The organism is Nocardia sp. NPDC051321 (genome assembly GCF_044455225.1).
Taxonomy (GTDB): Bacteria; Actinomycetota; Actinomycetes; order Mycobacteriales; family Mycobacteriaceae; genus Nocardia.
In genome coordinates, this window is the sequence record NZ_JBITEM010000034.1 from 1 (window position 1) to 7,657 (window position 7,657).

The 7,657-nt window shown below is 65.5% G+C and carries 4 protein-coding genes and 1 pseudogene; all 5 read right to left on the bottom strand.

The genetic code is table 11. The annotated features are described in order from the left end of the window. Nucleotides 1-87: 87 nt before the first annotated feature. The gene (locus tag ACIA8C_RS42985) at nt 88-873 is read right to left on the bottom strand and encodes a class I SAM-dependent methyltransferase (RefSeq protein WP_397145281.1); all 786 of its coding nucleotides are present in this window, start codon (nt 871-873) and stop codon (nt 88-90) included. Between the two features lie 10 nt (nt 874-883). After that, on the bottom strand, nt 884-3,478 hold the full coding sequence (locus tag ACIA8C_RS42990; RefSeq protein ID WP_397145283.1) for a TniQ family protein: 2,595 nt from the start codon (nt 3,476-3,478) through the stop codon (nt 884-886). Beyond that, nucleotides 3,475-4,598, bottom strand: a pseudogene (locus ACIA8C_RS42995) (ATP-binding protein). Before ACIA8C_RS42995 ends, ACIA8C_RS42990 begins: the two are co-directional and overlap by 4 nt. After that, entirely contained in the window at nt 4,595-6,763 is a 2,169-nt protein-coding gene (locus ACIA8C_RS43000) for a Mu transposase C-terminal domain-containing protein (protein ID WP_397145285.1), read from the bottom strand. Before ACIA8C_RS43000 ends, ACIA8C_RS42995 begins: the two are co-directional and overlap by 4 nt. Continuing rightward, nucleotides 6,763-7,392 carry a TnsA-like heteromeric transposase endonuclease subunit gene (locus ACIA8C_RS43005; protein WP_397145287.1) on the bottom strand — a complete coding sequence of 210 codons (630 nt, stop codon included), beginning with the start codon at nt 7,390-7,392 and terminating at the stop codon, nt 6,763-6,765. The genes ACIA8C_RS43000 and ACIA8C_RS43005 overlap by 1 nt, the downstream gene beginning before the upstream one ends. Nucleotides 7,393-7,657: the final 265 nt, after the last annotated feature.

Sequence of the window (7,657 nt, forward strand, 5' to 3'; positions counted from 1 at the left end):
TGTAGGGTCTCAAAATTCGTGGCGAATGCCGACGGCGTGACCTGGATGTTTCTCGGTTGTCTCACGAGGTGGCCAGCGGTGACTGTCTCAGTTCGATGGCATTTCCGCGGTCTGCTGTGAGTCGTCGTCGGTTGCGGCGCGTTCCAGAATGATCAGCGGTGTGACGTAGTGTTCGACGACATTGCCGCCGAGATCGTTCACGGCCTGGGCGGCTTCGTCGACTTCGGCAGCGTTCCAGTTGCTGAAGGTGGTGAACAGGTCGTGGATCTGCTCGGCACTTAGTTCGATCGTCCAGGAAAATTGCTCGATGCGAGTGGTGGCGAAGTGCCCGCTGCTGGTCAACCGATCGATCCAGACGCCGGTGTCGAATTCTCCTGGTCTGCGCGGTGATTGGTCGTCGCGGCGTGCCGTTATGGCTGCGACCCGCTGCCGGAACGGGGTGAGGTCCGCGGCCGGGTCACCGTATGCATTCCTCCAGACAGCGAAATGGCCGCCAGGCACCAAACAGCGATGAAGTCTGGGCAACACGACATCGAGATCGAACCAATGGACTGCGGTGGCCGCGACGGCGAGATCGAAGGCAGCCGGAGGCAACGGTGCGGTTTCCGCGCGGTCGATGTGGATGGTTGCTTTCGGCCAACGTCGGTGCAGGTGCGCGGCGAGGGCCGGGCCGGGTTCGATGGCGGTCACGGAGGCGCCGGCCTGGAGCATCGGCCCGGTGGCCAATCCGGTTCCAGCGCCGAGATCGAGGACCCGAGTGCCGCGACGCAGTAGCCCATCGTCGTGTAGCCGCTTCCAAAGAGCGGCCGGGTAAGGCGGTCTAGCGCGATCGTAGGTGTCAGCGTGGGCGTCGAAGTGCAGCGGATCGAGCACTCGAGGCATCCTAATCGGTTCGGTCCGGGTTGCCGGGCAGCACGATCTGCTTGGTGGCGTCGAGGATGGCTTTGCCGTATGGGGTGAGGGTCATGGTGGCGCCGGATCGGGCTCGGGTCAGGAGGGGTTCGCCGGCGAGGGCTGCTTCGAGTTCTGTGATGCGTTGGGAGAGGAGTGGTCGGCTGATGCCGAGGTGTTCGGCGGCGACCTTCAGGTTGGGGTGGCTGCTAGCGGTCGCGAAGTCGTTGAGCCAGCCGAGTCCGCCCATTTTGGCCAGCGCTGAGCGGAGCAGGGGCGGCGCGGCTTCGGTTTCTGCTTCGGTGAGGGGGCTGCGGCGAGAGTAGTAGGCGTCGTTTCGGCGTAGCGGAATGTTGTGGCGCTGTGCGCAATTGGTCAGGGCGGCCCAGGTTGCGCCGGTTTCGTTGGCGAGGTCGGTGAGGGAGCGGCCGTGAACGAGGTATTGCTGACGCAACCAGTTCGCGTCGATGTGGGGTGTTTGCCGATGGGCCGGGCGTATCGGGATGTTGTAGTCGTGGGCGAGTCGTTTGATGAACGCCGGTGAGGTGCCGGCCTGTTTGGCGATCACGGCGAGGCTGAGGCGCTGGCGTTGATAGAGCTCGACGAATGTGTCCGGGGGCAGCGCTGCTTTTGCTGCCCGGGATGCAGCGCCGCGGTCACCAGCGGGAGGGGTGAAAGGTGCTGGGCATGTTCCGAGGACGTGCCGAATGGTGTCGGGGGTGGTTCCGAGAACCTGCGCGGCGGCGCCGATGCTGTGGCCCTCGTGGCGGACCACATGGTGAAGTTGGTCGATGTCGACGTCGGCGGAATTGGGGCCTGGTAGGTGCAGCCCGTCGAGCAGGTCGGTCGGTGGCTGCCAGAACGGCGGCTCGTCGCGGATGTCGTGTGCGTCGAGGAATTCGTGAGCATGGACTTCGAGGGCACTGGCCAGTTCCGGGGTGAGCTTGCGAACGAAATCTGTTGTGCGGGGCTGAAATCGGGGGTTATCGGTAGCGGCGGCTGGAGCCGCATCAGCGGGCAAGCCGCTGATCTTTTCAAACAGGTAGCGGCGGGCCCGGCTGGCGGTGCCCGGATTGAGAGACACCGCGCCGGATTCCCAGCAGATCCGCTCCCAGAGGTCATCGGGTAGTAGATCGGTGTAGTCCAGGCGACGTCGACGCTGGTAGTCGATTGGTGTGTCTGTGTCGGCGAGGTAGTCGCTCATGCGGGTGAACGCGTGGCGGATGTCGTGCCACTGGCCGCTGCCGACGAGCAGTTTCAATGCGCGGTTCACTTGGTAGTTGTCCGCGTATCCGCCGAGCGCCTCAGCCGCGTCGGCGATCGCCAAGTTGGTGGCGGTGAGCAACAACGCTATCGAGATCGCGGGCCGCAGTTGCCGCTGTTGGGGGCGGATTAGGGCAAACCGCAGTGACCAGTTCGGCCAGAGCATCGATGGGATGGCGCGGGTCAGTGCGTAGACCCGGGTTGTGGTGCCCTGTCCCGGTTTTCGGGGCATGGGGTGTGCAATGCGGTGGCGCAGTTGATCGGCCGGGCTCATGGTCGGCGCTGACGCCGCCAGCTCGATCGCCTCGACCACTGGGCTGGTGCCGGATTTGCTCATGCAGGCGAGGGGTTTCGCGCCAGACCCGCGGGTCTCGGCAACCAGCCAGTGCAGGGCTTGGCCGCCCTGGTGGGCGTCGGGGGCGCCGAGGACGGCCAACGTCGCGGTGACAGCGACGGCAGCCGCGGGTGCAGCAGGGGCGGTGAGCAGTGTGGGGGTAGGGGTGCGTGATCTGGGTGCAGCATCGCCGTGCAGGCAGACGTCGAGCAGGTCGGCGGGGATGACCCGGGACAACGACCTGGTGGTAGCGGAATAGAGGACTCGGGCCGCGACGGCCCTGATATCGGTGAGTGCCGCCTCCGCTGTTTGCGGCGCCGCGGCGTAAACACCGAAATCAGCCGTGCCGCTGCCGATCACGGTGTTGATGGTGTGCTGGGCCGCCAGAACCGGGTGGCCCGGCTCGAACACGACTGCTGTCTCGGCAGCAGCCAGGTCCGCTCCGCAGAGGATCCGCCCCATCGCCCCGGGAACAGGGCTGGCGCAGCGGCCCGGAACAGGCACCACCTCCGCGGCCAGCGGTCTGTGGCGTTGCTCCCGGCCGCAACCAGGACAAGTCTCGGCGAGTAGCCGATGATGACGTAGGCAGGCGAATGACCAACCCAGCCGCCAGGACAGCTGCCATCGACCGCCGGTCTCGGACAGGCACTGCGGGCAGAACCGTGAGGTGTTCGCCGGACTCCACGGAAACGTCTTGTCGAGCGTGCGTGAGATCGGGTCGATGCGCAGCGCTCTGGTGTCGTGGTGAGCCAGCGCCGCCGCCGCGATGTCTGCGCCGGTGGCCGAGGTCGCGGCGACCAGGGCCACCGTTTCGGCCAGGGTGGGGCGGGCGATCCAGCTCGACACTGTGGACCCGGGAGCAGGCAGGCCGACCGCATCGAGGAGGTCGCGCCAACTGCTGTGGTGTCGTGCCGCTATCGCCTCGAGCCAGGAATCGATCGTCTCCCCGGGCAACAACCCCACCCGGATCGGCAGAGTCCGCGCGTTCATCCGGTGCGGCGCAACCGGGTGGTGATCGTGCGCGCCGAGATCGCCGCTTCCAGCTCCTGGCGGGCTTTCTCGGCGGCAGCGTCGTTTTTGACCTGGTCGAGCAGCGCGACATCGAGCTTCTCGGCCCCGGTGCGGACCGCTCTTTGGCAACCACGGTTGATCAGGGTCATCAACGATCCGATGTGGCCGGTGGAGCGGGCAAACAAGTAGTCCGACAGGTCGTCGGCGATCATGCCGGGATGCTTATCGGCCAGCACGACGCGTTGCTCGATACCGAGCAACAGTTGCCGCCATTGTTTTCGACCGGTGTCGGTGTCGACGGTGAACCCGGCATATCCAGCGGTGTGGTGCGGCGCCCGGTCTGGGCGAGCACCGCATCCTGGTAGTCGGTGCCCTCGGAGAACAAGCCTTTCGCGGCCAGGCCGACCCCGATGAACACAAGAGTGACCGGGAACTCGTTCGCGATGTATTTGAAATGGTTGCTGATCTCAACCCCGCTGCGATGATTCCACCGCAGAAAATGCAGGTCATCAACCACGATAACGGTTGTGCCACAAGATAATACGCAGTCCAGGGCGCGGTGGGCGAACTCGGCGGCGGTGCCGCGCGTCACGCCCGGATGGGCGTAGAAGTCCAGCATCGCCCGGTTGAATTCCCGCATGCCGGTGTTGCCGGTCAATCCGACCCGGCAGACCGGCCAGCGCTGATGGCCGGCCTCGGTTTCCTCACCGAGGGCAGCGATCTCGCGGCGATGATATTTCTTGGCGAACGCCAGCACCGCGGTGGTCTTGCCCAGGCCAGGGAACGCGTCGATCGCGACCGCTCCCTTGGCTTTGTCGCCGTCTTGGCAGTTGCTGTCGACGATGTCCCACAAGTCCTCGTGCAGTGCCTGCATCTGTGGTGTCATCATCGGGCCGAGGTTGGCGTGCCATTCCCGGCGTTGCCGGTTATGGACTTCGAACTCGTTCTCGCTCAACGCTTCCAATTGCCGCCGCGTCAACGGCTCCGGCGCGATCCGGGTGGGAGTGTCGACGAACCGCCGCCAGCCCTCCTTGCGGGACAAGGTGAGGTTGTCCAGCCGCGGCGCAACCGAGTTCTCCTCGCGGGAGCGGGAGCTCACACGTCCTCCAAGGCGTCGGCGTAGAAGTCTTCGTCATCGAAATCGCCACTGCCGTCATGGGAATCGTCGTCAGTGTCGTCGTCACCACCTTCGGGTTCGGGCTGCGGCGGCGCGGAGGTGGGGTCGGCATCCTCGGCAGATCCAGTGGTGAGGGCCAGAACCTTCGCCACCGACGGCAGCGTGGTCACCACTTCGTCGATCGGCGCATCATCGAAGGTGGCGGCCTCGCGGGAGAGTCGTAGCGCCATGCGGCGTTCGACCACCGACGAGCCCAGGCCCAGGTTCCAGCGCTCCAGCAGGTCTGCGACGGCGAGCCGGTCGTCGGGGTAGGTGTATTTCGCCGCGGCCAACCGGCGCGCGAACTTCAACGCGTCCTCGCTGAACGGCATGTCCGCGGCTGGTGCGTGTTCCCAGCGCAGCAGCCCCCAGCCGGTGTCGGGGTGGCGGAACCAGGCGCGGGTGATGTCGTCGGGGTCGTAGTGAATCGGCCAGCGGCGCTTGGCTTTCGCTCCGGTGAAGGGGCTGAGCTTGCCGCGCAGCCCGTCAAGGGCCTCTCCGTTGTAGCGGCGCCCGCCGAACTCGACACCGTAGTGCTGGATGGTGCGCCATTCGACCTTGAGGAACTCGAAAGCCAGGTCCGGATCCCGCGGCACCTCGATGTAGCCGGCGCGGGCCATGCCGTGTTCGAACATCGCCGCAGGAGACAGCCGCAGCCCCTGGACGTGCGGGTCGACCAGGCTGTCGTGCGGGCGATGGTGATAGACGCAGGCCACCCATTCACGGATGATCGCTTCCAACTCGTCGAGGTAGAAGAACGCCTCCGATTCCGGATCCAGTCCGCGCGAGTGAATATCGGGGCCCTTGTAACCGGGTAGCACCTGCAGCAGATCCTCCCGCAGGGTCCGGAAGAATCTCTCCACGGGTCCTTTGTCACGACCGGTCCGCAGCCGGGCCGGTTGGATCGAGATGCCCATCCGCTCACAGACACTCGTCAAATGCTCGGAGACATAGATCTTGCCGTGATCGATCACGATCGTCTCCGGCACCACCGCCGGGTTCGCCGCCCCGGTCAGCGGGCCCTCGATCGCGTCGACGTCGACCAGCACCAACCGTGGAATACCGTGCTCGGGCCAGACAGCATGGCGAGGCCAACCCGCGCCCGCAGGGCGCGGCCGGAACGCATGGAACAAGGTCGCTGCCGCGTCCACCGACTTGGTCGACACCGGTGTGATCCGGATCCCGCAGATGCAGCGGGTGTACCAATCCATCGACACCGTCAGCTCGGCCTGCATCCAGCGCAACGTCACCGGATCCAGTGCGAACACGTCCAGGCGCGTGGTGTCCATCAGCAGGTACTCACCCGGCCGCGTCGGGCGCAACTTCCCGTAAACCCCGTCCGGGCGCCCCGCGATATCCCGATTCCGCTTCGTGCTCAACCGGAACAACGGATGACGACGTTCCAACTCCTCCAGAATCCGGAACGCTGTCGCCCGCGACGGCAACCCCACCACGCCCGCACCGAACCGTGCGGTCACCCGTGCGTGCGTTCGCTCGATCACCATCTTCCGCGACGGGCGTGAGGAGTCAGTATGCTCGGCCATCACCTCCAGCGCAGCCTCGGCCCAGCGCGAATCCTTGCTGCCGAACGAGTTCCGGCCCGTGGACTTACTTTCCACCAAGCCCGCTTCGCCGACCTTGCGATAGCCCGCAACCCAGCGCTCCACCGTCCGGACACTGACCTCCAGCTCGCGCGCTTTCGCCTCATATCGGGTAGTCGAGGCCAGCGCCGGATCGTATTCGGCACGTGGCTCTTCTGCCGTGGCCAACTCGGCGGCGCCGGATTTGTAGCCAGTCAGCACTTCCCGGACATGCGCGGCACGCTCGAGCAGCCGGGAACGTTCGGTTTCGCTCAAGTTGTCCAGAACCGCGCCCGCCAATGCCTCCTCATCGGTGCCCGCCGGGCCATCCTCGACCGGGACCACCCGGGCGCCCTCGCAGGTGAGCAACTCACGCACCGAGACACGGCGAACCGACTGCCCCGCCGACTGCGACCGCAGGACAACCTCATTGCCAGCCGAAGTGGCGATCATCTCCACGATCTCGACGGCCTCACCGTCATAGATCAACCGAGTACCGACACCGAATCGAGTTGCCGCCCTGGCCATCACGCTGCCTGGAGAGTGCTCGCCGACCTGAGCCGTGTGGACATGTCCACCACGAACTCCTGCCGCCACAACAGATGCAGTAGTCCCGCTCGGACCACCGCATGCGGAAGCCTCGAGATCGAAGCGAGCACCTCGGCGACAGTCATCCCGCTCGTTGCCGAGCCCCGCACCGCATCAAGGACTTCCGGCTCGAACAACCAGGGCCGCCGGTAGCCCGCAAGGAATCCGATATTGCCCAGCTCAACCGGCTCCGGTTCGCTCCAGACCTCATATCCCCAGCCAAGCGCCGCGACCACCTGCTCGGTCCACGCGAACGTGAACGCGACCCTCGGATCCTGTAGCCGGACCCCAGGCTTCACATCGACCACCACCGGCACTGATCCGGTGAGCAACAAGAAATCCGGGATGTGGCGGCGAACCTTGCCACCGATCTCCGCCCGTAGCAGAAACGGCTGCGCCACGATCCGCCGCACCGAGCAATCGAAATCGGCGAACAACAACCGGGCCAGCTCGAGCCGCGACTCATAGATGACATGCCCGCACTCGGTCGCCGACCAATACGACCCCGAATAGTGCTTCTGGCCGTGGTACCAGCGGAACCTCCGCCACGGAGCCGCCCCGCTCAACATCTCAACCTTCACCGCATCCAGCGACTGGACCCGCTCACGACCATCGGCACGCCGAAAAGCGACCTCGACAGCACCAACGCCGTCCAACCGTCGAGACCCCGGCAGACTCACGCTCGCCAACTCGAAACCTCCCGCTACGGAAGCTAACTGGCGAAGATCATCCACCAATCAGCCCCCAGGAGGAGCGGAATCTCAAAACTGTGGCGGATCCGCCACAGCATCGTCAACCATTCTGAGATTCCGACACGAGTTCTGAGACCCTACA

What these genes read in the sequence shown, in the direction of transcription:
- ACIA8C_RS42990 (WP_397145283.1), bottom strand. Translation starts at nt 3,478, where the DNA reads ATGAACGCGCGGACTCTGCCGATCCGGGTGGGGTTGTTGCCCGGGGAG.
- ACIA8C_RS43000 (WP_397145285.1), bottom strand. Translation starts at nt 6,763, where the DNA reads ATGGCCAGGGCGGCAACTCGATTCGGTGTCGGTACTCGGTTGATCTAT.
- ACIA8C_RS43005 (WP_397145287.1), bottom strand. Translation starts at nt 7,392, where the DNA reads ATGTTGAGCGGGGCGGCTCCGTGGCGGAGGTTCCGCTGGTACCACGGC.